The organism is Labrys neptuniae (assembly GCF_040797145.1).
Classification (GTDB): domain Bacteria; phylum Pseudomonadota; class Alphaproteobacteria; order Rhizobiales; family Labraceae; genus Labrys; species Labrys neptuniae.
Window position 1 is genome coordinate 161,982 of the sequence record NZ_JBFNQD010000004.1, and the last position, 22,828, is coordinate 184,809.

General features: G+C 65.0%; 20 protein-coding genes. 18 read left to right on the forward strand and 2 right to left on the reverse strand.

Going from position 1 to position 22,828, the window contains the following annotated elements; genetic code table 11:
• The first annotated feature begins 81 nt into the window (after positions 1 to 81).
• A complete protein-coding gene (locus ABXS05_RS14690; protein WP_367624421.1) occupies positions 82 to 1,398 on the forward strand; it encodes an NtaA/DmoA family FMN-dependent monooxygenase in 1,317 nt (438 codons plus the stop codon).
• A gap of 26 nt (positions 1,399 to 1,424) precedes the next feature.
• Here the strand turns inward: ABXS05_RS14690 and ABXS05_RS14695 are convergent, their stop codons facing one another.
• The gene (locus tag ABXS05_RS14695; RefSeq protein WP_367624422.1) at positions 1,425 to 1,805 is read right to left on the reverse strand and encodes a tautomerase family protein; all 381 of its coding nucleotides are present in this window, start codon (positions 1,803 to 1,805) and stop codon (positions 1,425 to 1,427) included.
• Positions 1,806 to 1,897: 92 nt separating this feature from the next.
• Here ABXS05_RS14695 and ABXS05_RS14700 point away from each other — a divergent pair, with 92 nt between their 5' ends.
• From ABXS05_RS14700 to ABXS05_RS14710, 3 genes are all read left to right on the forward strand, one after another.
• Positions 1,898 to 2,755, forward strand: a complete 858-nt coding sequence (locus ABXS05_RS14700) for a LysR family transcriptional regulator (RefSeq protein WP_367624423.1) — start codon at positions 1,898 to 1,900, stop codon at positions 2,753 to 2,755.
• A gap of 190 nt (positions 2,756 to 2,945) precedes the next feature.
• Positions 2,946 to 3,674 carry a GntR family transcriptional regulator gene (locus tag ABXS05_RS14705; RefSeq protein ID WP_311941122.1) on the forward strand — a complete coding sequence of 243 codons (729 nt, stop codon included), beginning with the start codon at positions 2,946 to 2,948 and terminating at the stop codon, positions 3,672 to 3,674.
• A 217-nt stretch (positions 3,675 to 3,891) separates the two neighbouring features.
• Positions 3,892 to 4,854: a dihydrodipicolinate synthase family protein gene (locus ABXS05_RS14710; RefSeq protein WP_367624424.1), complete on the forward strand. Its 963-nt coding sequence runs from the start codon at positions 3,892 to 3,894 to the stop codon at positions 4,852 to 4,854.
• A gap of 296 nt (positions 4,855 to 5,150) precedes the next feature.
• On the opposite strand, the gene ABXS05_RS14715 is transcribed toward ABXS05_RS14710, so the two are convergent.
• Positions 5,151 to 6,188 carry an Ldh family oxidoreductase gene (locus tag ABXS05_RS14715; RefSeq protein ID WP_367624425.1) on the reverse strand — a complete coding sequence of 346 codons (1,038 nt, stop codon included), beginning with the start codon at positions 6,186 to 6,188 and terminating at the stop codon, positions 5,151 to 5,153.
• A gap of 134 nt (positions 6,189 to 6,322) precedes the next feature.
• Here ABXS05_RS14715 and ABXS05_RS14720 point away from each other — a divergent pair, with 134 nt between their 5' ends.
• From ABXS05_RS14720 to ABXS05_RS14785, 14 genes are all read left to right on the forward strand, one after another.
• Positions 6,323 to 7,840 (forward strand): aldehyde dehydrogenase (NADP(+)), encoded by a 1,518-nt coding sequence (locus tag ABXS05_RS14720; protein ID WP_367624426.1) that lies wholly within the window; start codon positions 6,323 to 6,325, stop codon positions 7,838 to 7,840.
• Between the two features lie 281 nt (positions 7,841 to 8,121).
• Positions 8,122 to 8,928, forward strand: coding sequence for an ABC transporter substrate-binding protein (locus tag ABXS05_RS14725; protein ID WP_311941111.1), 807 nt, complete (start codon positions 8,122 to 8,124; stop codon positions 8,926 to 8,928).
• A gap of 69 nt (positions 8,929 to 8,997) precedes the next feature.
• Positions 8,998 to 9,663, forward strand: a complete 666-nt coding sequence (locus tag ABXS05_RS14730; RefSeq protein ID WP_367624427.1) for an amino acid ABC transporter permease — start codon at positions 8,998 to 9,000, stop codon at positions 9,661 to 9,663.
• A gap of 11 nt (positions 9,664 to 9,674) precedes the next feature.
• On the forward strand, positions 9,675 to 10,328 hold the full coding sequence (locus ABXS05_RS14735; protein ID WP_367624428.1) for an amino acid ABC transporter permease: 654 nt from the start codon (positions 9,675 to 9,677) through the stop codon (positions 10,326 to 10,328).
• Complete coding sequence (locus ABXS05_RS14740; protein WP_367624429.1) at positions 10,321 to 11,043, forward strand: amino acid ABC transporter ATP-binding protein; 723 nt, start codon at positions 10,321 to 10,323, stop codon at positions 11,041 to 11,043. The genes ABXS05_RS14735 and ABXS05_RS14740 overlap by 8 nt, the downstream gene beginning before the upstream one ends.
• Complete coding sequence (locus ABXS05_RS14745; RefSeq protein WP_367624430.1) at positions 11,040 to 12,284, forward strand: NAD(P)/FAD-dependent oxidoreductase; 1,245 nt, start codon at positions 11,040 to 11,042, stop codon at positions 12,282 to 12,284. Before ABXS05_RS14740 ends, ABXS05_RS14745 begins: the two co-directional genes overlap by 4 nt.
• A 15-nt stretch (positions 12,285 to 12,299) precedes the next feature.
• Positions 12,300 to 13,301 (forward strand): 4-hydroxyproline epimerase, encoded by a 1,002-nt coding sequence (locus ABXS05_RS14750; RefSeq protein WP_367624431.1) that lies wholly within the window; start codon positions 12,300 to 12,302, stop codon positions 13,299 to 13,301.
• A gap of 17 nt (positions 13,302 to 13,318) precedes the next feature.
• On the forward strand, positions 13,319 to 15,010 hold the full coding sequence (lhpI, locus tag ABXS05_RS14755; protein WP_367624432.1) for a cis-3-hydroxy-L-proline dehydratase: 1,692 nt from the start codon (positions 13,319 to 13,321) through the stop codon (positions 15,008 to 15,010).
• Between the two features lie 10 nt (positions 15,011 to 15,020).
• Positions 15,021 to 16,049 carry a trans-3-hydroxy-L-proline dehydratase gene (locus tag ABXS05_RS14760; RefSeq protein WP_311941090.1) on the forward strand — a complete coding sequence of 343 codons (1,029 nt, stop codon included), beginning with the start codon at positions 15,021 to 15,023 and terminating at the stop codon, positions 16,047 to 16,049.
• Positions 16,050 to 16,241: 192 nt separating this feature from the next.
• Positions 16,242 to 17,456 carry a chromate efflux transporter gene (gene chrA / locus ABXS05_RS14765; RefSeq protein ID WP_367624433.1) on the forward strand — a complete coding sequence of 405 codons (1,215 nt, stop codon included), beginning with the start codon at positions 16,242 to 16,244 and terminating at the stop codon, positions 17,454 to 17,456.
• A gap of 188 nt (positions 17,457 to 17,644) precedes the next feature.
• Complete coding sequence (locus ABXS05_RS14770) at positions 17,645 to 18,376, forward strand: GntR family transcriptional regulator (RefSeq protein ID WP_367624434.1); 732 nt, start codon at positions 17,645 to 17,647, stop codon at positions 18,374 to 18,376.
• Between the two features lie 218 nt (positions 18,377 to 18,594).
• Positions 18,595 to 20,397 carry an assimilatory sulfite reductase (NADPH) flavoprotein subunit gene (locus tag ABXS05_RS14775; RefSeq protein ID WP_367624435.1) on the forward strand — a complete coding sequence of 601 codons (1,803 nt, stop codon included), beginning with the start codon at positions 18,595 to 18,597 and terminating at the stop codon, positions 20,395 to 20,397.
• A 7-nt stretch (positions 20,398 to 20,404) separates the two neighbouring features.
• A complete protein-coding gene (locus ABXS05_RS14780; protein WP_367624436.1) occupies positions 20,405 to 22,138 on the forward strand; it encodes an NADPH-dependent assimilatory sulfite reductase hemoprotein subunit in 1,734 nt (577 codons plus the stop codon).
• A 29-nt stretch (positions 22,139 to 22,167) separates the two neighbouring features.
• Entirely contained in the window at positions 22,168 to 22,800 is a 633-nt protein-coding gene (locus ABXS05_RS14785) for a peroxiredoxin (protein ID WP_367624437.1), read from the forward strand.
• Positions 22,801 to 22,828: the final 28 nt, after the last annotated feature.

The following is a 22,828-nucleotide window of genomic DNA, read 5'->3' on the forward strand; positions in this document are numbered from 1 at the left end:
TCATCACGCAATTCTAAAATTGAAGCCAAGATACTTTATAACAATTCAACATTGCACCAATTGGAGGTCTGGTAATAGAATATGACAACCAAAAGAAGACTGCACATCGGCCTTTCTCTGGCTCCGACCTGGCTAAGTGGCGATGGCTGGCGGCGCCTAGACAGCAATATCGAGAATATTTACTCTGAAGAATTCTATCTGGACATTGCCCGGCGGGCGGAGACGGCCAGGCTGGATTTCGTGTTCCGGCCCGACACCCTCTTTCTCGATCCCCAGGCGCTTGAAACCGGCCCCGGCTTCGGCAGTCTCGATCCCACCATCCTGCTGGCGGCCATGGCGCGCGAAACCAGCCATGTCGGCCTGCTCACCACCATCTCCACCACCTTCAATTCGCCCTATGTGGTGGCGCGCCAGTTGCAATCCCTCAACTGGCTGAGCAAGGGCCGGGTCGGCTGGAACATCGTCACGGCACTGGACGGCAACGAGAATTTCGGCCTGCCGGCCATGCCCTCGGCCGGGGAACGTTATGCACGTGCAGCCGAATTCACACAGGTGGTGCGCCGGCTCTGGGTGAGCTATCCGCAGGACGCCCTGAAGCAGGATCGCGAGAGCGGCCGCTATGCCGTTTCAGCCCTCGTACAGCCGATCGATCACGTGGGCGCCCGTTTCAGCGTCAAGGGGCCACTCAATCTGCCGGCCTATGGCACATCCTCGATTCCGCTGATCCAGGCCGGCGCCTCGCCGACGGGGCGCGATTTCGCCGCTTCGGTCGCCGACGCCATCTTCGCCTCGACCCCCGACATGGCAGCCGCGCTGGAGTTGCGCAACGATCTCAGGCAGCGTGCACTTGGCCATGGCCGCAGAGCCGAGGACATTCGCGTGCTGCCGGGCCTCAGCCTCTATCTCGCTTCCAATCGGAGTGAGGCGCGGGCACTCTTTGCACAGACCCATGCCCGTGCCGATGCGGGACGCAAGTTCAAGGCGATCCGGGACATGACGGGCCTCGACCTCTCATACTGGCCTGACGACCGCCGCGTCACCGCGGCCGATCTGCCCGAGGTGGTCCCGGCACTGCGCAGCCGCACCCATGCCGACCTCCTGCTTCGCCTGATCCGCAACGAACAGCCGACGGTCGCCGAACTTCTGACGCGGCCCGAGGTGATCGGCTCGGCGCATTGGCGCGTCATCGGAACGGCGCAGGACGCCGCCGGGCAGGTCCGGCAATGGGCAAGTGCCGGCGCGATCGACGGCTTCGTCATCCTGCCCGGCGGATCGGCCGAAGCACTCCGGTTGGCCCTCGAGGATCTCGTGCCGCAGCTGGCCGAGGCCGGATTGTTCCGGCAAGCGTATCGCGGATCGACTTTCGCCGATCATCTCAGGGACGACGGGGATATCTGACGTGCGGCGTACCCTGGCCGCTCGCCTCAGCCATATTGCGCCAGGCCCCGGCCGAGGGACCAGTTCACCTTGGCAACCTCGACGAGGCTGACGAAGACGTCTTCGGACCGAATGCCTGGATTCTCCGCAAGGCGCTCTGCGATCCGTCGGAACAAGGCCCTTTTCTGCGCCTCGCTACGCGTATTGCTTACGGTGAGCTGGATCAGCACGAGGTCGTCGCTGCGGGCAACGTCGAAATAGTGGGCGCCATAGCGGAAATTATCAGCCTCATGCTCGGTGATGGTCATGAACTGATCGTCCTCGGGCACGTCGAAGGTCTCGCGCATGGCCTGGTAGAGGCCATCGAAGATTGCCTGGCGATAGGCTCGCGGCTTTCCGGCACGCATCGCGATGTGTGTAAGCGGCATGGAGTTTCTCCTCTGTGATCCGATCGGAGCCTAGATGCTGCTCACTCATTTTGATATTCTATGAATACGCATATCAGTAATAAGAGATGGAAATGATAGAGCGACCGCTCGATCTCGATGCCGTCAGGGCTTTTGTGCACATCGCCGACCTCGACAGCTTCACGCGGGCTGCCGAGGTCCTGCAGACGACGCAGGCCGCCGTCAGCCTGAAACTGAAGCGGCTGGAAGAAAGGCTCGGCTGCCGCCTGGTCGAGCGTACCCCCCGCTATGTACAGCTCTCACCCCAAGGGGCCGCCTTTCTCGAACCGGCCCGAGAACTCCTGGCCGGACATGAGCGCGCGCTCGCCGTCTTTGCGACCACGCGCCAGCGCCTCACCATCGGCCTCAGTGATCATGTCGCCGGGCCCGACCTGCCGGCGCTGATCGCGCGCATGAACGCCCAGGACCCGCAGCTTCTGATCGAGATCCGCATCGGGTCCTCGGGCGACCTTTTGCAGAGCTTCGACCGGCGCGAGCTCGACACCGTGATCGTGCGCCTGCATGCCGGCCGAAGCGATGGCGAGGTGATCGCCGAGGAGAGATTCGGCTGGTTTGCCGCACCCGACTGGCAGAAGCGGGCGGATGAACCCCTGCCCTTGGCGACGATGGCCGAACCCTGCGGCGTACGCGCGATGGCCGGCCGTCTGCTTGATGACGCCGGCCTGCCCTGGCGCGAGAGTTTCGTTGGCGGCGGGGTGGCGGCGGTGACGGCAGCCGTGATGGCCGGGCTCGGCGTTGCCGCCCTGGCGCCGCGCATGCTGCCCCTCGGGGCCGTCGAGGTTGGTGCCAGGCTTGGCCTGCCCGAATTGCCGCGTCTGCCGGTGTTGCTGCACAGCCGAGTCAGACAAGGCCGGCCACACGAGGCACTCGCCGCACTCGCAGCTGCCTTCCGCGCTGCCGTACGAGGATAACTCACCTCACTTATATGATTAGAGAATACACAGAGTACCTTGAAACATAATTGTTATCTTCGATTGTTTCTAGCCGCCACCTAACGCCGGACATCCCCGCCGACTCTGCCGCGGTATCACCCCTCATCGCGAAACGGTTGATCGCGTCCACGCCCGCCTTTATCCCTCTTGTCGACAAGAGGATTCCAGAATGAAGAAGAAAGCAGCGGGTGGTGCGGCCACGGAGAGCAAGGGCGGCTCCGCGGAGCGTAAGCGTGGCTCCGGCGTGAAGATGGTCTATGACCTCCTGCGCGACGAGATCCTCGATCTGGTGCTGCCGCCCGGCAGCCCGATCGACGAAGTCCAGTTGGCGGAACGCTTCAAGATGTCCCGCACGCCGATCCGCGAAGCCCTGGTAAGGCTGGCGGGCGAGGGATTGATCGACACCCTCCCCAACCGCTCGACCATGGTGTCGAGCATCGACTTCCTCAACATGTCGCCGTTCTTCGACGCTCTGGTGCTGATGTACAGGGTGACGACGAGGCTGGCGGCCGAGCATCACCGCGGGCAGGACCTGGAGGCGATCCGCGCCCGCCAGGGCGAATTCGCCGCCGCCGTCACGGCCCAGGACGCGCTGGCGATGATCGCCACCAATGCCGCCTTTCATTCGGCCATCGCCGAAGCCGGCCGCAATCCCTATTTCACCGGCCTGTTCAAGCGGCTGCTCGACGAGAACCGGCGTTTCCTGCGCCTCTATTATCAATCCTTCGACGACCGACTGCCGCGGCGCTTCGTCGACGAGCATGAGGATATGATCGCGGCGATCGTGGCACGCGACGTCGACCTCTCCGACAAGCTCGCCAAGATCCATGCCGAGCAGATCGTCGAGCAGATCCGCAAATTGCTGGTCCGCGACCGCCGGCTCGAAATCGCCCTCTGAAACGCCTTGCGCAGCATCATGTCGAGACAGATAAAGACCCTTTGAAACAAGGCATTAGGATAAATTTCGTACCGGGATAGCCAGTTTCTTTGGCGCTCTTGTCGATTTCTTGTCGACAAATAAAATACAAAGGCGTATGAAGGTGCCGACGATAGGAATCGGCGCCCATCTGGAACTGCGATCGAGCCTATCCCCCCGGCCAACAGAGGAGCCCGAGATGAAGGCCAAGATTTTCTCCGGTGTCATTCCCGCGCTGATGACCCCGTGCAAGGCGGATCGCAGCCCGGATTTCGAGGCCCTCGTACGCAAGGGCAAGCAACTCATCGGAGAGGGCATGTCGGCCGTGGTCTATTGCGGCTCGATGGGTGACTGGCCCCTCCTCACCGATGCCCAGCGCATGGAAGGCGTCGAGCGCCTGGTCAGGGCCGGCGTCCCGGTGATCGTCGGCACCGGCGCGGTCAACACCGCTTCGGCCGTGGCCCATGCCGCCCACGCCCAGAAGGTCGGCGCCCAGGGCCTGATGGTGATCCCGCGCGTCCTGTCGCGCGGCTCGGTCGTCGCGGCTCAGAAAGAGCATTTCAAGGCCATCCTGACCGCTGCCCCCGATCTGCCGGCCGTGATCTACAACAGCCCCTACTACGGCTTTGCCACCCGCGCCGACCTGTTCTTCGCCCTCCGGGCCGAGCATCCCAACCTGGTCGGCTTCAAGGAATTCGGCGGCCCGGCCGACATGCGCTATGCGGCCGAAAACATCACGAGCCGCGACGACGGCGTCTCCCTGATGATCGGCGTCGATACCGCCGTATTCCACGGCTTCGTCAATTGCGGCGCCACCGGCGCGATCACCGGCATCGGCAATGTCCTGCCCAAGGAAGTGATCCATCTGTGCAAGCTGTCCGAGGCCGCCGCTGCCGGTGACGTCGACGCCCGCCAGCGCGCCCAGGAACTGGAGCAGGCCCTGGCCGTGCTGTCCTCCTTCGACGAAGGGCCGGACCTGGTCCTCTTCTTCAAGCACATGATGGTGGTGAAGGGCGACAAGGAATACGCCCTCAACTTCAACGAGACCGATATGCTGTCCGACAGCCAGCGCGGCTATGCCGAGACCCAGCTCAAGCTGTTCGACACCTGGTACGCACAGTGGAGCCGCCTGCCCGGCGCCGTGCAGAAATGCGCCGCCTGACGGCATCGTGACAACGGCGAGACGATTGGTGGCGGGTCTTCGGACCCGCCTCTTTTTTTGGCAGAAGGCTTGAAGGATTGGGACAGGCCACCGCGCCCCCTCATCCGCTCCTTCGGGGCACCTTCTCCCGCAAGGGGAGAAGGCGATTGTCGAGCGCAGCGCCTTGAAAAATCATCCCCTTCTCCCCTTGCGGGAGAAGGTGCCGGCAGGCGGATGAGGGTCGTGCTGCCCTATCCCAGCCTTTCCCGGTTCGTTCCAAACACCTTGAAAAGGCTGGTTCTGAAGACCAGCCCCCCTCAATCCACCGCGTCGAGGCCGAGCGCCAGCAGCCGGTCGAGCCCATCGACTTCGGCGGCGCTGAGGACGATGCCCTCCGCCTCCGACTGGGCACGCGCCGCAAAGCGACGCTGGGATGGCAGCCTGGCGCCCTGCCCGACGATGGTTTCGAACAGGATCTCGGCTCGGGCAAAGGGATCGCCTGGCCGCCCCGCAGCGAATTTCTCGGGCGAAAAGGCGAGGATCAATTCGCCATGGGCCGGCGCCAGGGTGGTAGTGCCCAGGGCTTCCAGCGCTTCGGGGCTGGTGAGATCCCCGATCATGATGCCGGCCAGGAGTTCGACCATCGTGCCGATCGCCGAGCCCTTATGACCACCGAAAGGCAGCATGGCGCCGGCAAGCGCCGCCACCGGATCGGTCGTCGGCTTGCCCTCGGCATCGATCGCCCAGCCCTCGGGCAGCGGCTTGCCGGCCCGACGGTGCAACTCGATCTCGCCGCGGGCTGCAACCGAGGTGGCGAAGTCGAAGACATAGGGTGACTTGTTTTGGCGCGGCCAGCCGAAGCCGAAGGGGTTGGTGCCGAGTAGGGGCTTGTTGCCGCCGGTGGGCGCCACGGCCGAGTAGCTCGGGCACATCACGAGGGCGGCGAGGCCCTGCTCCGTCACGGCCTCCACTTCGGGCCAGAGCGCCGAGAAATGCGTGCAGTCATTGATCACCAGCGCGGCCAGGCCATAGAGGCGGGCGCGCTCGACCAGGAGGGGCAGGCCAAGCTCGAAGGCCGGATTGGCAAAGCCACCTCTAGCATTGACCTTGACGACGGCGGAGGCGTCCTCTGCCGACAGGACAGGCTCGGCGTCGGGGCGGACCTTGCCGGCCTTCACCGTGCGCAAGGCGCCTTCGATGCGATAGATGCCATGCGATTTGCAGGCGTCCCGCTCGCCGGCGACGATCACGCGCGTCACGGCGCCGGCCTGGGCTGCATTGAAGCCGGCCTTGCGGAAGATCGCTTCCACCTGCTCGCTCAGTTCCTTCGTCGTCAACACACGCCCGTCCGTCATAGCTCGCCTTTCCTCGTCATTCGCGTCGTCTCAGCCTATCACGGCTTGCCGATAAAAATACATAGTGTATACATATAATCGACAAGCGCGTTTGAATTTCGCGTTTCCCTCGCAAGGTCCGGAAGGAATGGCATATGGGTTTCACTCCCACAGGCAAGCATCTTGTCGCAGGTGACTGGCTCGAAGGCGAAGGCTTCTTCGCATCCTCCCCCGCCCATGGGCCGGCGCACCGGTTTTCCGTCGGCACCGGCGCCCTGGTGGACCGAGCCTGCGAAGCGGCGGAGGAAGCATTCTGGTATTTCGGCTATGCCAAGCGCTGGGAGCGCGCCGCCTTCCTGCGCGTCATCACCGAGGAGATCGAGGCCCGCGGCGAGGCGATCACCGAGATCGGCAGCCAGGAAACCGGCCTGCCCGCCGCGCGCCTGCAGGGAGAGCGGGCCCGCACCATCGGCCAGCTCCGGCTCTTTGCCGATCATATCGAGCTGGGCGGTTATCTTGATCGCCGTGTGGATGTGGCCTTGCCCGATCGCCAGCCAGCACCACGGCCCGAGATCCGCATGATGCAGCGCCCCATCGGCCCGGTCGCTGTGTTCGGCGCCTCCAACTTCCCCCTCGCCTTCTCGACCGCCGGCGGTGATACCGCCGCTGCACTTGCAGCAGGCTGTCCCGTGGTGGTCAAGGGCCACTCCGCTCATCCCGGCACGGGAGAAATCGTCGCCGAGGCCATCGATGCCGCCATCCGCAGAAGCGGTGTGCATCCGGGTGTGTTCTCCCTGATCCAGGGCAACAGTCGCGAGATCGGCCAGGCCATCGTGCAGCATCCCCTTATCAAGGCCGTCGGCTTCACCGGTTCGCTCGCCGGCGGCCGCGCGCTCTTCGATCTGTGCGCAGCCCGCCCCGAACCGATCCCCTTCTTCGGAGAGCTCGGCTCGGTCAACCCGATGTTCCTGCTGCCCGAAGCGCTCAAGGCGCGGCCCGAGGCTCTCGGCCAGGGCTGGGCTGCCTCCCTGACGATGGGAGCGGGCCAGTTCTGCACCAACCCCGGCATCGCCGTGGTGATCGAGGGGCCCGAGGCCGACCGCTTCACCGCCGCTACGACCGAAGCACTCGGCAAGGTGGCGCCACAGACCATGCTGTCGGACGGCATTGCCCGCTCCTACCATGAAGGCCAGGCGCGCATGTCCGAGCGCAACGCTGTCCGTCCCCTGCTGGCGACGCCGATGTCGGGCCGCGAGGTCTCGCCGAGCCTGTTCGAGACCTCCAGCGAGCGCTTCCTTACCGACCACGCCCTCGGCGAGGAGGTATTCGGCCCGCTTGGCCTGGTGGTGCGAGCGTCGTCGGCCGAGGACATGGAGCGGCTGGCCCGCGCCTTCGTGGGGCAGCTGACCGTGACCATCCACATGGAAGCGGCGGATCTCGCCGCCGCACGCCGCCTGCTACCCATCCTCGAACGCAAGGCCGGGCGCGTGCTCGTCAACGGCTTTCCCACCGGCGTCGAGGTCGTTGACGCCATGGTCCATGGCGGCCCCTATCCGGCCTCGACCAATTTCGGTGCGACCAGCGTCGGCACTCTGTCGATCCGGCGTTTCCTGCGTCCCGTGGCCTACCAGAACCTGCCGCAGGGCCTGCTGCCCGAGGACCTCGACGGCTGAACCTCGAGGCAGGACCCTCGATCGTTGCAAATGACGGCATCTGCCGTCCCCGGCCGGCCTCCGGTTGCGCCGGGAACGGCGGCACTGTCGGAATGTAATTGCTCACCGGGGGGCTACGCGACCTTAATGGCAGGGGGGGCGGAACCACGTCGGAATAATTTATGCCCACACATAAAATTCTTTTTGTATTCATGTTGTATTTTTAGTTGATTTCGCGCTCGAAAACGCAATAGTGGCTGCGCCGTGAAAAACACGAGCCAAAGCAAAGAGAGAGCGTGAGAATGAGGAAATCGGTCGCTGCCTTCGGCCTCATGGCCGCCATCGCCATGGCCAGCCCCGCCAAGGCGGACAAGCTGGACGACATCATCGCTTCGGGAACGCTGCGCTGCGCCGTGGTGCTCGACTTTCCGCCCATGGGCTCGCGCGATGCCAACAACAATCCGATCGGCTTCGACGTCGACTATTGCAACGATCTCGCCAAGGCCCTCGGCGTGAAGGCCGAGATCGTCGAGACCCCCTTCCCCGAGCGCATCCCGGCCCTGATGTCCGGCCGCGTCGATGTCGGTGTCGCCTCGACCTCCGACACGCTGGAGCGTGCCAAGACGGTGGGCATGACCATCCCCTATTTCGCCTTCGAAATGGCGGTGACGGCCAATGAAAAGTCGGGCGTGAAGTCCTTCGAGGGCATGAAGGGCAAGGTCGTGGGCGCCACCGCCGGCACCTATGAAGCCATCGCGCTCGAAAAGCAGGTCAAGGCCTGGGGCAGCGGTGAATTCCGTCCCTACCAGACCCAGGCCGACGTCTTCCTCGCCTTGAGCCAGGGCCAGCTCGACGCCACCGTCTCCACCTCCACGGTGGCCCAGGCCAATGTGAAGACCGGCAAGTTCCCCGGCATCGCCGTGGTCGGCAAGGCACCCTTCGACATCGACTATGTCGCGCTGTTCGCGGCCCGCGACGAATACGGCCTGATCAACTACCTCAACCTGTTCATCAACCAGCAGGTCCGCACCGGCCGCTACGCCGAACTCTACAAGAAGTGGGTGGACGAAAACGTTCCCAACCTCACCGTCAACGGCTCCTACCGCTGACCTGACCGTTTCACCGGCGGCGCGTCGCCAAGCCTCGCGCCGCCGATCCCGCTCGAGAGGTGAAACGGCATGTTCAAATATGCCTTCCATTGGAATCAGGCCCTGAAAGCGCTGCCGCAGCTGCTCGATGGCGCCCTGGTCACCTTGCAGATCGCCCTCCTGTCGATGGCGATCGGCCTTGCCATCGCCATCGTCCTCACCCTGTTCCGCCTGTCCGGCAACCGCCTTCTCGGCGGCTTCGCCACGGCCTGGGTCGAGGTAGCGCGCAACACGCCGGCGCTGTTCCAGATCTACATGGCGCATTTCGGCCTCGGCAATTTCGGCATTCACCTGACGCCCTTCACCGCGCTGCTCGTCGGCATCGCCTTCAACAATGCCGGCTACCTGGCCGAGAATTTCCGCGGCGCCCTCAAGGCCATTCCCGACACGCAGGCCCGCGCCGGCCGCTCGCTCGGCATGACCTCGCTGCAGGCGTTCCGTCTGATCATGCTGCCGCAGATGTTGCGCGTCGCCTTCCTGCCCGCCACCAACCAGATGGTCTGGGCCATCCTGATGACCTCGCTCGGCGTCACCGTGGGCATGAATACCGATCTGGCCGGCGTCACCCAGGAGCTGAATGCCCGCTCCTTCCGCACCTTCGAATTCTTCGCGCTGGCCGCGGTGATCTACTACCTGATCGCCAAGGCCGTCACTTTGGCGGCCCGGGCATTTGCCTGGCGCATGTTCCGGTATTGAGGGGGTCGATCATGTTCAACACCACCCTGACCTGGAGCGATCTCGCCTTCCTGGCCCAAGGCGCCGGCATGACACTGGCGGTCACCGCGGTCTCGGTCGCCGCCGGAACCGTACTCGGCATCCTCTTCGGCGTGATCCGCGTCCAGCTCGGTCCCTATTGGTCGGCGCCGCTGACCTTCCTGCTCGACATTTTCCGCTCGGTGCCGCTGCTCATCCAGCTCGTGCTGGTCAATGCCTTCCAGTCGATCGCCAAGCTGGGCTGGCCGCCCTTCACCACTTCCTGCGTGGTGCTGAGTTTGTATACGGCCGCCTACTGCACCGAGATCGTGCGCGGCGGCATCGCCTCGGTGCCGACGACCACCCGCCGGGCCGCGCGTTCGCTCGGCATGAGCTGGTGGCAGGACATGCGCTACATCGTGGCGCCGCTGGCCATCCGCGTCAGCCTGCCCTCCTGGATCGGCCTGACGCTCGGCGTCATGAAGGATTCCGCCCTGGTGCTCTGGCTCGGCCTGATCGAGCTCCTGCGCGCCTCGCAGATCCTGGTCACCCGCCTGCAGGAACCGCTCTTCATCCTGATGATCTGCGGCGCCATCTATTTCCTCATCAGCTTTCCCATCGCCCGTCTCGGCGGCTATCTCGAAAGACGGTGGTCCCCCAATGATTGAGATCCAGAACGTCCGCAAATCCTTCGCTTCGCTCGAAGTGCTGAAGGGCATCAATCTCACCGTCGACAAGGGCGAGGTGGTCAGCATCATCGGCGGCTCCGGCTCGGGCAAATCGACGCTGCTGACCTGCATCAACGGCCTGGAGCCGATCAATGCGGGCAAGATCACCATCGACGGCACCGAGGTCCATGCCAAGAGCACCGACCTCAACAAGCTGCGCCGGAAGGTCGGCATCGTCTTCCAGCAGTGGAATGCCTTTCCGCATCTGACCGTGCTGGAAAACGTCATGCTCGCCCCGCGCAAGGTGCTCGGCATGGCCAAGGCCAAGGCCGAGGAGATCGCGGTCAAGCAGCTGAGCCATGTCGGGCTGGCCGAGAAGCTCTCCGTTTATCCCACCCGGATGTCAGGCGGCCAGCAGCAGCGCATGGCGATCGCCCGGGCCCTTGCGATGTCGCCCGAATATATGCTGTTTGACGAGGTGACATCAGCGCTCGACCCGATGCTCGTCGGCGAAGTGCTCGACACGCTCAAGATGCTGGCCGAAGAGGGCATGACGATGATCTGCGTCACGCATGAAATGGCGTTCGCCCGCGACGTCTCCAACCGGGTAGCCTTCTTCCATCAGGGCGTGATGGCGGAGATCGGCACGCCGGACCAGCTCTTCGGTGCGCCGCAGAACCCCGAAACCCAGAAATTCCTGGCGAGTGTGCGGTGAGTTCGGATCTCGACGTCATCGTCATCGGGGCCGGCGTGGTGGGCCTGTCCTCCGCCATCGCCGCCAAGGCGCGCGGGCTCTCGGTCGCGGTGCTGGACCGGGAAGGCCCGGCCGCCGGCGCCTCCGCCGGCAATGCCGGCGCCTTTGCCTTCACCGATATCCTGCCGCTCGCCTCGCCCGGCATCCTGAGGAAGGCGCCGAAATGGCTGATGGACCCACTCGGGCCCCTCAGCGTGCCGCCGGCCTATGCGCTGCGGATCGCGCCCTGGATGTTCCGCTTCTGGCGGGCCTGCTCGGCCTCGCGCGTGGCACATGCGACGGCGGCCCAGACGGCTCTGATGGATCTGTCCAAGGCCGAGCTCGAGCCCTTCCTGGCTGAGACCGGCACGCTTCAGATGCTGCGCAAGGAAGGCAATCTGCAGGTCTACGAGAGCAAGGCGGAGCTGGAGGCCTCACTGCCGGGCTGGGATGCCCGGCAGGCCCATGGCATCGAATTCCGTCATCTCGACGCCACCGGCATGGCCGAGATTCAGCCGGGGCTGGCCCCGCGCTTCAGCCATGGCACCTTCACACCCGGCTGGTTCTCCATCGCCGATCCCAAACTTTATACGCTGGCACTGGCAGAGCACCTGCGCGCGAACGGCGGACTGGTCGAACGGGCGGAGGTCAAGGCTCTCACCCCCTTCGAAGGTGGCGTCGAAATCCTTGGCGCGGATGGCAGCGTGCGGCGGGCCGCCAAGGTGGTGCTCGCTGCAGGCGCCTTCTCGCACCGGATCGCCCGGACCATCGGCGAGGTCATCCCGCTGGAAACCGAGCGCGGCTACAACACCACGCTGCCGCCCGGTTCCCTCGATCTGCGCACCCAGATCACCTTTGGCGGCCATGGCTTCGTCGTTTCGCGTTTGTCGACGGGCGTCCGCGTCGGTGGCGCCGTGGAACTCGGCGGTTTGGAACTCAAGCCGAATTTCCGGCGCTCGGAAGCCATGCTGAAGAAGGCGCAGGCCTTCCTGCCAGGCCTGAAGCCGGAAGGCGGCGTGCAATGGATGGGCTTCCGCCCCTCCCTGCCCGACAGCCTGCCCGCCATCGGCCGCTCCCGCGCCACGCCCCGCGTAATCCATGCCTTCGGCCACGGCCATCTCGGCCTGACCCAGTCGGCCGGCACGGCGCGCATCGTCGCCGACCTCCTGACCGGTCACAAGCCCGCCATCGATATCGCTTCTTTCTCGCCTCAGCGTTTCTGACGAAAAGGTCCTGCCATGGCCAACCACACGTTCTCATGCATCGACGGCCACACCTGCGGCAATCCCGTCCGCCTGGTGTCGGGCGGCGGCCCGCTTCTCAAAGGCGCGACCATGCTGGAAAAGCGCGCCCATTTCCTGCGCGAATTCGACTGGATCCGCACCGGCCTGATGTATGAGCCGCGCGGCCACGACATGATGTCGGGCTCGATCCTCTATCCGCCGATCCGTCCGGACTGCGACGTCGCCGTGCTGTTCATCGAGACCTCCGGCTGCCTGCCGATGTGCGGCCACGGCACCATCGGCACCATCACCATGGGCATCGAGCACGGCCTGATCACCCCGCGCGAGCCCGGCAAGCTCTCGATCGACGCCCCTGCCGGCAAGGTCGACATCACCTACCGCCAGGAAGGCCGCTTCGTGGAGGAAGTGCGCCTCACCAACGTGCCCGGCTTCCTCCATGCCGAGGGCCTGACGGCCGAGGTCGAAGGACTGGGCGAGATCGTGGTCGACGTCGCCTATGGCGGCAATTTCTACGCCATCGTCGAGCCGCAGAAGAATTTCCTGGATATGGCCGACCACACCGCCGGCGAACTGGTGGGCTGGAGCCCGAAGCTGCGTGCCGCGCTCAACGCCAAATACGAGTTCGTCCATCCCGAACACCCTGAGATCCAGGGCCTCAGCCACATCCAGTGGACGGGCAAGCCGACGCAGGCAGGCGCCCATGCCCGCAATGCTGTGTTCTATGGCGAGAAGGCCATCGACCGCTCGCCCTGCGGCACCGGCACGTCCGCCCGCATGGCGCAGCTCGCCGCCAAGGGCAAGCTCAAGGTCGGCGACGACTTCGTGCATGAATCGATCATCGGCTCGCTGTTCAAGGGACGGATCGAGGCGGCCACCGAGGTCGCCGGCCGCGCGGCGATCATCCCCTCCATCGCGGGTTGGGCGCGCATGACCGGCATCAACACCATCTTCATCGACGATCGCGACCCCTTCGCCCATGGTTTCGTGGTCAAGTAAGCCGGTTTCGTATTGAAATGAGCAGTTCCCCTTCCGCGCGCAGCATCCTCGCAGGCTCCGCCCACGGGCCCGTCATTGCCAGCCAGGAAGCGCTCAGCTTCTGGGGCGGTGTCGATCCCGCCACCGGGCGGGTGATCGACGTGCACCATCCGCTGCACGGGACCTGCCTCACCGGCGGCATCCTGATGATGCCGTCCAGCCGGGGTTCCTGCACGGGTTCGGGCGTGCTGCTCGACCTCGTCCTCAATGGGCGGGCACCTGCGGCACTGGTTTTCTGCGAGCCCGAGGACGTGCTGACCCTGGGAGCGCTGATCGCCGCCGAGCTCTTCGGCAGGGCTCTGCCCGTGCTGCGCCTGGCGCCCGAGGCTTTCGCGGCCCTGGCGCGGGCAAAGTCCGCGCGGATCAGCGAGACAGCCATCGAGATCGACGGCCTGTCCTTGCCTCTCGCACCTCCTGCCACCACGACGCTCGACCTCACCGAGGCCGATCACGCCATGCTCGATGGACGGGATGGACCGGCTGCGCAGCAGGCCATGCGCATCATCTGCGCCATGGCCGCCCAGCAGGGCGCCCAGGGGCTTGTGGACGTTACCCAGGGCCATATCGACGGCTGTATCTATGCCAGCCCCGCCAACCTGACCTTTGCCGAGAAGATGGCCGAGATGGGCGCTCGTGTCCGCGTGCCTACCACGATGAACGCCATTTCGGTCGACCACGCCAACTGGCGGGAACAGGGCGTGCCGCCCGCCTTCGGCGCGCCGGCCGCGCGCCTTGCCGATGCCTATGTCCGCATGGGCTGCCGGCCGACTTTCACCTGCTCGCCCTATCTGCTCGACAGCGCTCCCCATGCGGGCGAAGCCATCGCCTGGGCCGAGTCCAATGCGGTGATCTTCGCCAATACCGTGCTCGGCGCACGGACCGCCAAGCATCCCGATTTCCTCGACCTCTGCATCGCCGTGACGGGGCGGGCGCCGCTGTCCGGCGTCTATCTCGACCGGCACCGCGAGGCCCGCCGTCTCATTGACGTCGAACTCCCCGACCAGGTGGACGATGCCTTCTGGCCGCTGATCGGCTATCTCGCCGGCCGTGCCGCGCCCGAACGCATCCCGCTCCTGCGCGGCCTCGCCAAGGCCGGCCCCTCGCGGGACGACCTCAAGGCGCTCTGTGCCGCCTTCGGCACCACCTCGGCCGCACCGATGCTGCATGTCGAAGGGGTCACGCCGGAGGCCGACGGTGCCGCAGCCGATGACGCCGACACTGTCGTCATCACGCGCGCCGACATGGCCGCGGCCTGGCAGCGCCTCAACGAAGGGCCGGAACAGGTGGAGCTCGTCGCCATCGGCAGCCCGCATGCCTCGCTCGACGAATGCCGCGGCCTTGCCGAGGCGCTGGCGGGCCGCAGGCGTCTTGCCGATGTCGCCGTCATCGTCACCGCCGGACAGCAGGTCATCCGCGAAGCGGAAGGCGACGGCACCCTCGCACGCCTGCAGGAGAGCGGCGTGCAGGTCCTGCCCGACCTGTGCTGGTGCTCGATTTCAGAACCGGTCTTTCCGACGCGGACCCGGGCCGTGATGACGAATTCCGGCAAATACGCCCATTACGGCCCGGGTCTCTCCGGCCGCGCCGTGCGCCTCGGCAGCCTCGCCGATTGCGTGACCGCGGCGTTGACCGGTCATGCCCCGCATCGTCTCCCCACCTGGCTTTCCTGAGGACTTTTCCATGCGCAGCACGAAAACCATCCACGTGATCTCCGCCCATGCCGAAGGCGAGGTCGGCGACGTCATCGTCGGCGGCGTCACCCCGCCGCCGGGCGACAGCATCTGGGAGCAGAGCCGCTGGATCGCCCGCGACCAGGCCCTGCGCAACTTCGTGCTGAACGAGCCGCGCGGCGGCGTGTTCCGCCATGTCAACCTGCTGGTGCCGCCCAAGCATCCCGAGGCCGATGCCGCCTTCATCATCATGGAGCCGGAAGATACCCCGCCCATGTCCGGCTCGAACTCGATCTGCGTCTCCACCGTGCTGCTCGACAGCGGTATCCTGCCGATGCACGAGCCGGTGACGGAGATCACGCTGGAGGCTCCCGGCGGACTCGTCCGCGTCCGCGCGGAGTGCCGGAACGGCAAGGCAGAACGTATTTTCGTACGCAATCTTCCTAGCTTCGCCGACAAGCTTGATGCAAAGCTCGAAGTTGAAGGGTTAGGTACGCTCACCGTCGACACCGCCTATGGCGGCGACAGTTTCGTCATCGTCGATGCAGCCGCCCTGGGTTTCAGCCTGAAGCCCGACGAAGCGCATGACATCGCCACGCTCGGCGTGCGCATCACCAACGCCGCCAATGCGGCGCTCGGCTTCCACCATCCCGAGAACCCCGACTGGAAGCATTTTTCCTTCTGCCTGTTCGCTGGCGCCGTCGAGCGCACGGCCGAGGGCCTGCGCGCCGGAGCCGCGGTGGCGATCCAGCCGGGCAAGGTCGACCGTTCGCCGACGGGCACGGCGCTGTCGGCCCGCATGGCCGTGCTGCATGCCCGCGGACAGATGACGCAGGAAGACAGCCTGACCGCGGTTTCGGTGATCGGCTCGACCTTCACGGGTCGCATCGTCGGCACCACCGAAGTCGGCGGCCGGCCGGCGGTGCTGCCCGAGATCTCGGGCCGCGCCTGGATCACCGGCACCCACCAGCACATGCTCGACCCCTCCGACCCCTGGCCCGGCGGCTACAAGCTGAGCGACACCTGGGGCGCGCGCTGACAGGCGCGCTGCCGCAAACCATCGGCACCGTCATTGACCCGAAACCTGCCGCCTCTATATCGATAAACGACAACGGTTTTCGAAAAGACGGGCACTGTGGCAATGGCGGCCGACGGACTACCGGATCCTCCCGAGCGGCCTGATGCGTCTGCGCAATCCTCCGAGACCGGACAGGAGCAAGGCCTACCGGCCATGCACGGACCTGCCGACGGCTCACCCCGGGAGGTCTTCGGCGTCTTCCTCAAGCTCGGGCTGACCTCCTTCGGCGGACCGATTGCCCATCTCGGCTATTTCCGCGATGAAGTGGTGGTACGTCGCCGCTGGATCAGTGAAGCCGCCTATGCCGATCTCGTTGCGCTCTGCCAGTTCCTACCGGGGCCCGCCTCCAGCCAGGTCGGCTTCTGCCTGGGCGTCCTGCGTGGTGGCGGATTGCTGGGTGGGCTCGCGGCCTGGCTTGCCTTCACCTTGCCCTCGGCCGTCATCCTGACTGCCTTTGCCCTCGGCGCGTCGGCCCTTGCCGGTCCCCTGGCGGCAGGCGCGCTTCACGGCCTGAAGCTGGTGGCCGTCGCCGTCGTCGCCCAGGCGATCTGGGGCATGGCCAAAACCCTGACGCCGGACAGGGAACGTGTCGGCATTGCCTTGGTGGCCGTCGCCATCACCGCCCTGACGGCAGGCTGGTTCAATCAGATCGGCGCCATCGTGATCGGTGCGCTTGCCGGGCTCTGGCTCTGTCGCAGCGGACAGAGCGCTCCCGTCGGCCGCCTCGGCTTTGTGGTATCGCCACGCAAGGGCATTGTCGCCCTGGCCCTGTTCGCCGCCTTGTTCTTCATTCCTGTCTTGCTCGCAGGCGCGACGGGCGGAGACTCGGCCTTCAAAGGCGCGATCACCCTGTTCGATGCCTTCTACCGCTCCGGGGCGCTGGTCTTCGGCGGCGGCCATGTCGTCCTGCCTCTGTTGCAGGCCGAAGTGGTGGCGCCCGGCTGGGTCGGCAACGAGGCCTTCCTTGCCGGCTATGGCCTGGCCCAGGCCATGCCGGGACCCCTCTTCACCTTTGCCGCCTATCTCGGCGCCGTCATGACACCAGCGCCGAGCGGCATTGCCGGCGCGCTGATCGCCCTCGTCGCCGTCTTCGCGCCGGGCCTGCTGCTGGTCTACGGCATGCTGCCCTTCTGGGATGCACTGCGCTTGCGTCCTGCAGCACAGGCGGCCATGCGCGGGGCCAATGCCGCCGTGGTCGGCATCCTCGCTGCGGCCCTCTATTCCCCCGTCTGGACCAGCGCGGTCCTTTCGCCGCGAGACTTTGCGCTGGCGCTGGCCGGCTTCCTGCTGCTCACGGTCTGGAAAACGCCACCCTGGGTCGTCGTCGGCGTGCTGGCCGCAGGTGGGATTGTCCTTCGTTTGAATTGAGCGCCAAAGTCGGCCACACCGCGTGTACACGTCATAGGATTAATCGTTTTATAGTATATTTTCGTAATTTTTCCGATAAAATTGGGTCAATCTTTTGTAATATACAGTTGTCAATCGCTTCGGCGCGGTGTTTTATTGAAACAAGAGCGGAATAGTCCGCCGCAACAATCCGGCGCAGGGGGTAGGCGATGACATCGACCCTCGACTTCTTCAAAGCCGTCAAGTTGGATACAGGCCAGTCCGAGACGACCCAGATCCATGAAGCTCTGCGGAGCGCCATCATCGCGATGGCGATGGCACCGGGGGAGGCCGTTCGGGAAGAGGAGATCTGCGCCGGACTGTCGGTATCCCTTGCGTCCTTGCGGGATGCTATCCTGCAACTGGCAAACGAACGCTTCGTCGTCATCGAGCCTGAGGGGCAAGCTCGCGTCGCCGCGATCGACATCGGCGAGGTGCTCACCGGCCAGATCGTCCGCGAAACGCTGGAGGTCCGGATAACCCGCCTTGCGGCCCGGCACTTCGTCCCGGCCCGGGCCACGGATTTCGAGCATTCCCTGTCCCTGCAGGACGAGGCCGCCAAGCGGCACGACACCGATGAATTCTTCGCTCTCGACCATGCCTTCCATCAGTTGATCTGCGAAATCTCCGGCATCAGCAACAGCTGGCGCATTCTGCATGCGGCAACGGGGCAACTCGACCGCGTCAGGCGGCTCGCCTTTGCCTTCGAGAACAGCTTCGACGTCGTGATCGCCGAACATGGCGCGATCTATCAAGGCTTGAAAACCAGAAGCGAGCAGGCCGCTGTCACGGCCCTCCAATTCCAGCTCGACAGCATGTTCGAAAACCTCCGGCTGCTGCGAAAGCAACGCCCGGATCTGTTTGCCGAATACGGCGATATCGATTTCGACATGATCCGATAGGCGCGACGCGCTGATCAGGTGGCTTGGCGAACCAGCAAGCTCCTGCCGCGACCCAAATTTAATTGCACAAAATTTGGATTTATTTGCCAAGAAAATGCGTTTGTATGCATTTAAATCAAATGCCAGGATTGTTTAGGTGATCGAAAAAACAACACTCTATTTTTGTTGATTGGTGCTGCCGTCTCCGTGGCAGGCCCTGTCTTTGGGATCGACCCGCCATGAGCATGACCGAATTTCGGGGCCCCGGATTGTCCGAGAGCCAATGGCACCAGATCAAGACGCTGGCCACCACGCTCGACAACCGGCAGTTGCAATGGCTGAGCGGCTTCTTCGCCGGCATCGAGTTCAAGGCCGGCGACTGGGGAACGCACACCCCTCTCGTGCCGACGCAACAAGATGCCGCTTCCAGCCGCCGGATCACCATCCTCTATGGCAGCGAGACCGGCAACAGCAGCGCCCTCGCGGCAAGTCTTGCCGAGCGGGCCAGGGCCGAGGGGTTCTCGCCCCAGTTGTTCGACATGGCCGACTACAAACTGCGCGGCTTGAAGGAGGAACAGGATCTCCTTCTGATTGCCAGCACCTATGGCGAAGGAGACCCGCCCCAGCCGGCAGCGAATTTCTTCGAATTCGTCGAAAGCCGCAAGGCGCCCAGACTGCCGGGGCTGCGCTTTGCCGTGCTGGCTCTGGGGGACTCCACCTATGAACGCTATTGCGAGGCGGGCAAGCGCCTCGACCGGCGCTTCGAGGAACTCGGCGCCATCAGACTGCAGCCGCGCGTCGACTGCGACGTCGACTATGACGAGCCGGCCGCGGCCTGGATGACCAACGTGCTCAGCCACATGGCCAAGCCGGCCTCGACGATAGCCGGCTCCCCGGCAGTGGCGGAACCGCGCACCAGCACTGGCTTCGACAAGCGGAATCCCTTCGCCGCACGCATCCTCGACAATCTCGTTCTGAGCGGGCGTGGTTCCTCCAAGCAGACCCACCATGTCGAGATCTCCCTGGAAGGCTCGGGACTGGCCTATGAGCCCGGCGACTGCCTGGGGCTGATGCCGAGCAACGATCCGGCTGTGGTCGAGGCCATGATCGGCGAGCTCGGTTTCGACGGCGCAGCGACGGTCACGGTGAAGGATACGCCCTTTGCGATCCAGGAGGCGCTCGCCCGCCATGTCGAGATCACCGCGCTGACGCCGCGTTTCATCGAGCATTGGGCAGGAATCACCGGTGCCGAAGCCCTGAGGCGCCTCGGCGATCCTGCCTCGGTCGAAGACCGGTCTGCCTTCATGCGCGGGCACCACATCCTTGACGTCGTCAGGCGTTTTCCGGCCAAAGGCCTCGATCCGCAGATGCTGATCGCCGGTTTGAGGCCGCTGCAGCCGAGGCTCTATTCCATTGCCTCGAGCCTGTCCGCCGCGCCTGACGAGGCCCATCTGACGGTCTCCACCGTCCGCTACGAGCTGGCAGGCGAGCCGCGTTCCGGCGTGGCCTCGGGGCATCTGGCCGATCGCGGCCAGCCGGACCAACAATTGCCGGTCTATATCCATGCCAATCCGCATTTTCGCCTGCCTGCCGACGACGTGCCCATCATCATGGTCGGTGCCGGCACGGGGGTGGCGCCCTACCGGGCCTTCATGCAGGAGCGCGAGGCACGCGCGAGCAGCGGGCGCAGCTGGCTGGTGTTCGGTGAGCGCAATTTCCGCACAGACTTCCTCTACCAGAGCGAATGGCTGGCCATGCTGTCCGCCGGGGTGCTGACCCGCATGGACGTGGCCTTCTCCCGTGACGGACATGAGAGGATCTATGTCCAGCACCGGCTAAAGGAACAGGCGCGCGACATCTTCGCCTGGCTGGAGGAAGGCGCCTCCTTCTATGTCTGCGGCGACGCCAGCCGCATGGCCCCCGACGTGCACCAGGCCCTGCGCTCGATCATCGCCACGCAAGGCGGCCTCGGCGCGGATGCCGCCGACGATTATCTGCAGCGCCTGCAGCGCGAGCATCGCTACCGGCGCGACGTCTATTGAGGCTGCTATGACCGATCTCATCGCCCCCACCGACCGCAGCCGCGACCTGTCGCAATCGCTTGAACACCTCGGTCCCGACGAAGCCCTGAAAGCCGACAGCGACCAGTTGCGCGGCACGATCAAGACCAGTCTGCTCGACCGGCTGACCGGCTCGGTCACGCCCACCGATACCAAGCTGATGAAGTTCCACGGCATCTACCAGCAGGACGACCGCGACCTGCGCGACGAGCGCCGGCGTCAGAAGTTGGAGCCGGCCTATCAGTTCATGGCAAGGGTGCGCCTGCCCGGTGGCGTGTGCACGCCCGCGCAATGGCTCAAGCTCGATGAGCTGGCCCGGGCTTATGGCCAGGAGACGCTGCGGCTCACCACGCGCCAGACCTTCCAATTCCACTGGCTGCTCAAGCACGATCTCAAGGCCACGCTCCAGGGCCTGCACGAAGTCCTGCTCGATACGATCGCGGCCTGCGGCGACGATTCACGCGGCGTGATGGCCTCGGTGAACCCGCATCTGTCGGCGCTGCATGCCGAGGTCTACCGCTACGCCCGGCAGGCCAGCGACCACGCCATTCCCCGTATGCCCGCTTATCACGAGATCTGGTATGGCGAGGAGCGCGTTGCTTCGTCCGAGCCGGAGGAGCCCTTCTACGGCCGGACCTATCTGCCTCGGAAATTCAAGATCGGCTTTGCCATTCCGCCGATCAACGACATCGACGTCTATGCGCAGGATCTCGGTTTCATCGCCATCGCCGAGCGTGGAAAGCTGGCCGGTTTCAACGTCGCCATCGGTGGCGGCATGGGCCGCACCGACCAGGCGTCGGCAACCTATCCGCGCCTTGCCGACGTGATCGGCTTCGTCGAGGCGGACAAGGTGCTGGCGGTCTGCGATGCCGTGATGGGCCTCCAGCGCGATTACGGCGACCGCAGGGACCGCTCGCACGCCCGCTTCAAATATACGATCGACGACCGTGGCCTCGACTGGATCACGGCCGAGATCGAGCTACGGCTCGGCTTCGGCCTGCAGCCGGCACGCCCCTTCGACTTCACCGCCAATGGCGATGCCCTGGGCTGGCAGGTGGGCGAGGATGGCCGCCATCACCTCACCTTGTTCATCGAGAACGGCCGTATCGCCAACCACCCCGGCCGGGCCCTGATGGACTTCCTGCGCGCGGTGGCGCGGATCCATACCGGCAGCTTCCGCCTCACGCCCAACCAGAACCTCATCATCGCCGAGATCGCGCCACAGGCCAGGGCCGGCATCAAAGCGCTGCTCACCGAATATGGCCTGGGCGCCAGCAAAGGCGAGAGCGGGCTGCGGCTCAACTCGATGGCTTGCGTGGCCTTGCCGACCTGCGGTCTCGCCATGGCCGAAAGCGAGCGTTATCTGCCTCATCTGCTCGACAAGCTCGAGGAAATCCTGCGCAGCCACGACCTGACGGACGAGCCGATCACCATCCGCATGAGCGGCTGCCCCAATGGTTGCTCGCGTCCCTATATCGCCGAGATCGGTCTCACGGGCCGGGCCCCAGGCAAATACAACCTCTATCTCGGCGGCGGCTTCCACGGGCAGCGGCTGAACAAGATGTATCTCGAAAATGTCGGCGAGACCGCCCTACTCGCGGCCCTCGACAAGACGCTCGGCCATTTCGCCAAAGAGCGGCAGGAAGGCGAGCGCTTCGGCGATTTCGTCATCCGCGCCGGCTATGTGGCGGAAGTGAAGGCCGGTCGCGATTTCAACGCCTGAATCATCATAATCCAGGAAGGAAAGCCCCGATGTCGATCCAGCTCGGCCAGATCGCCCCCAACTTCATCCAGAACAGCACGGAAGGACGCATCAGCTTCCATGATTGGCTGGGCGAGTCCTGGGGTGTCCTGTTCAGCCACCCCCGCAACTTCACGCCGGTCTGCACCACCGAACTCGGCGAGGTCGCCCGCCTGAAACCCGAATGGGACCAGCGCAACGTCAAGGTGCTCGGCCTGTCGGTGGATCCGCTCGACGCTCATGCCGCCTGGGGCGAGGATATCGCGTCGACCCAGGGCCATGCCCTCAATTTCCCGCTGCTCGCCGACGCGGACGGCGCCGTGGCGCATCTCTACGGCATGATCCATCCCGAGGCCGATGCCAATGTCACCGTGCGGGCCGTGTTCGTGATCGACCCGGCCAAGAAGGTAAGGCTGGTGCTGACCTATCCGCCGAGCGCCGGGCGCAATTTCGCCGAGATCCTGCGCGCCATCGACAGCCTGCAGCTGACCGATGCCCAGAAGGTCTCCACCCCGGTCAATTGGGAGCCCGGCCAGCCGGTGATCATTTCGCCGAGCCTCAGCGACGAAGCGGCCCGCGAGCGCTTCCCGCAGGGCTGGACTACGCTGACGCCCTATCTGCGCGTGGTGCAACTGGACGCCTGACGACCCCGGAATTACCCGGGCGGCGGGT

Bases quoted from the DNA above. Each gene is read 5' to 3' on its own strand.
- ABXS05_RS14690 (WP_367624421.1), top strand. From the start codon at position 82: ATGACAACCAAAAGAAGACTGCACATCGGCCTTTCTCTGGCTCCGACC.
- ABXS05_RS14695 (WP_367624422.1), bottom strand. From the start codon at position 1,805: ATGCCGCTTACACACATCGCGATGCGTGCCGGAAAGCCGCGAGCCTAT.
- ABXS05_RS14700 (WP_367624423.1), top strand. From the start codon at position 1,898: ATGATAGAGCGACCGCTCGATCTCGATGCCGTCAGGGCTTTTGTGCAC.
- ABXS05_RS14705 (WP_311941122.1), top strand. From the start codon at position 2,946: ATGAAGAAGAAAGCAGCGGGTGGTGCGGCCACGGAGAGCAAGGGCGGC.
- ABXS05_RS14710 (WP_367624424.1), top strand. From the start codon at position 3,892: ATGAAGGCCAAGATTTTCTCCGGTGTCATTCCCGCGCTGATGACCCCG.
- ABXS05_RS14715 (WP_367624425.1), bottom strand. From the start codon at position 6,188: ATGACGGACGGGCGTGTGTTGACGACGAAGGAACTGAGCGAGCAGGTG.
- ABXS05_RS14720 (WP_367624426.1), top strand. From the start codon at position 6,323: ATGGGTTTCACTCCCACAGGCAAGCATCTTGTCGCAGGTGACTGGCTC.
- ABXS05_RS14725 (WP_311941111.1), top strand. From the start codon at position 8,122: ATGAGGAAATCGGTCGCTGCCTTCGGCCTCATGGCCGCCATCGCCATG.
- ABXS05_RS14730 (WP_367624427.1), top strand. From the start codon at position 8,998: ATGTTCAAATATGCCTTCCATTGGAATCAGGCCCTGAAAGCGCTGCCG.
- ABXS05_RS14735 (WP_367624428.1), top strand. From the start codon at position 9,675: ATGTTCAACACCACCCTGACCTGGAGCGATCTCGCCTTCCTGGCCCAA.
- ABXS05_RS14740 (WP_367624429.1), top strand. From the start codon at position 10,321: ATGATTGAGATCCAGAACGTCCGCAAATCCTTCGCTTCGCTCGAAGTG.
- ABXS05_RS14750 (WP_367624431.1), top strand. From the start codon at position 12,300: ATGGCCAACCACACGTTCTCATGCATCGACGGCCACACCTGCGGCAAT.
- lhpI (WP_367624432.1), top strand. From the start codon at position 13,319: ATGAGCAGTTCCCCTTCCGCGCGCAGCATCCTCGCAGGCTCCGCCCAC.
- ABXS05_RS14760 (WP_311941090.1), top strand. From the start codon at position 15,021: ATGCGCAGCACGAAAACCATCCACGTGATCTCCGCCCATGCCGAAGGC.
- chrA (WP_367624433.1), top strand. From the start codon at position 16,242: ATGCACGGACCTGCCGACGGCTCACCCCGGGAGGTCTTCGGCGTCTTC.
- ABXS05_RS14770 (WP_367624434.1), top strand. From the start codon at position 17,645: ATGACATCGACCCTCGACTTCTTCAAAGCCGTCAAGTTGGATACAGGC.
- ABXS05_RS14775 (WP_367624435.1), top strand. From the start codon at position 18,595: ATGAGCATGACCGAATTTCGGGGCCCCGGATTGTCCGAGAGCCAATGG.
- ABXS05_RS14780 (WP_367624436.1), top strand. From the start codon at position 20,405: ATGACCGATCTCATCGCCCCCACCGACCGCAGCCGCGACCTGTCGCAA.
- ABXS05_RS14785 (WP_367624437.1), top strand. From the start codon at position 22,168: ATGTCGATCCAGCTCGGCCAGATCGCCCCCAACTTCATCCAGAACAGC.